We start from the raw sequence: 1,094 nt of genomic DNA, 5'->3' as shown, positions 1-1,094 counted from the left end.
CGCTACGCCTCGGCCGCCGCCCTCCTCGCCTCGACAGACACACCACACGAGCACCCCGACCCAGGAAAACCAGCATGTTGATTCTTGGCGGCCACGATGAACCACGCATGTTTGGACCACGGCTTGCGGCCAGACGCTCTCGATGGCCTGCGGCAGCCCCTTCAGGCCGTCGCAGACCACCATCAGCGCATCAGCGACGCCGCGGTTCTTGATCTCGGTGAGCACGTGCAGCCAGAACTTGGCGCCCTCGCCGCCGTCGCCGGCCCACAGCCCGAGGATGTCGCGCTCGCCGTCGACGGTGACCGCCAGCGCCACGTAGATGGGCCGGTTGGCGACCTGGCCGTCGCGCAGCTTCACATGGACAGCGTCGATGAACAGGACCGGGTAGACCGGGTCGAGCGGCCGGTTCTGCCATTCGGCCATGCCGTCCAGGACCTTGTCGGTGATGGTGGAGATGGTCTGCTTGGACACCTGCGCGCCGTACACCTCGGCCAGATGCGCAGAGATCTCCCCGGTGGTCAGGCCCTTGGCGGCCAGCGAGATGACCATCTCATCGACGCCGGACAGGCGGCGTTGCCGCTTGCGTACGATCTTCGGCTCGAAACTGCCGTCCCGATCGCGTGGCACGGTGATCTCCACCGGCCCGACGTCGGTGATGACCGTCTTGGAGCGGGCGCCGTTACGGTTGTTGGTCGTCTCGCCGCCGGATCGCTGGTGTTTGTCGTAGCCGAGGTGGTCGGTGATCTCACCTTCCAGCGCGGACTCCAGCACCAGCTTGGTCAGTCGGCCCAGCAGCCCGTTCTCGCCGACCAGTTCCACGCCCTCGGTGCGGGCCTGATCGACCAGCCGGGCCACCAGCTCCCGGTCCGACTCCTTCGTCTTGGCGTCCTTGGGCTGCTTACGCGCCACCGCGGCGTCCTCCAGGTCGATCTCCGTCGATGCCTGGATCACAGTACTCATCAGGTGCGTTCTCCTTGATCAGGAGTTACACCAGTGACCGGGCTCTGGCGCACTTTCGGTGGTGACGGACCGTGGTTTAGCCGAGCAGGATGCGATGGCGGAGGAGCACGAAGCCGGCTCGCCCGTACATCTGC

Annotated in this window: 1 protein-coding gene; it reads right to left on the bottom strand. The window is 66.3% G+C overall.

From position 1 onward, the window contains the following. On the bottom strand, positions 1 to 960 hold a 960-nt coding region (locus AB0J09_RS65575; protein WP_360714699.1), incomplete at its 3' end, for an IS256 family transposase. Positions 961 to 1,094 lie beyond the last annotated feature (134 nt).

It is taken from the genome of Nonomuraea sp. NPDC049784, from assembly GCF_040659615.1.
Lineage (GTDB): Bacteria > Actinomycetota > Actinomycetes > Streptosporangiales > Streptosporangiaceae > Nonomuraea.
The sequence above is the reverse complement of the archived record's forward strand: the minus strand, read 5'-3'. Positions and strand labels throughout refer to the sequence as shown.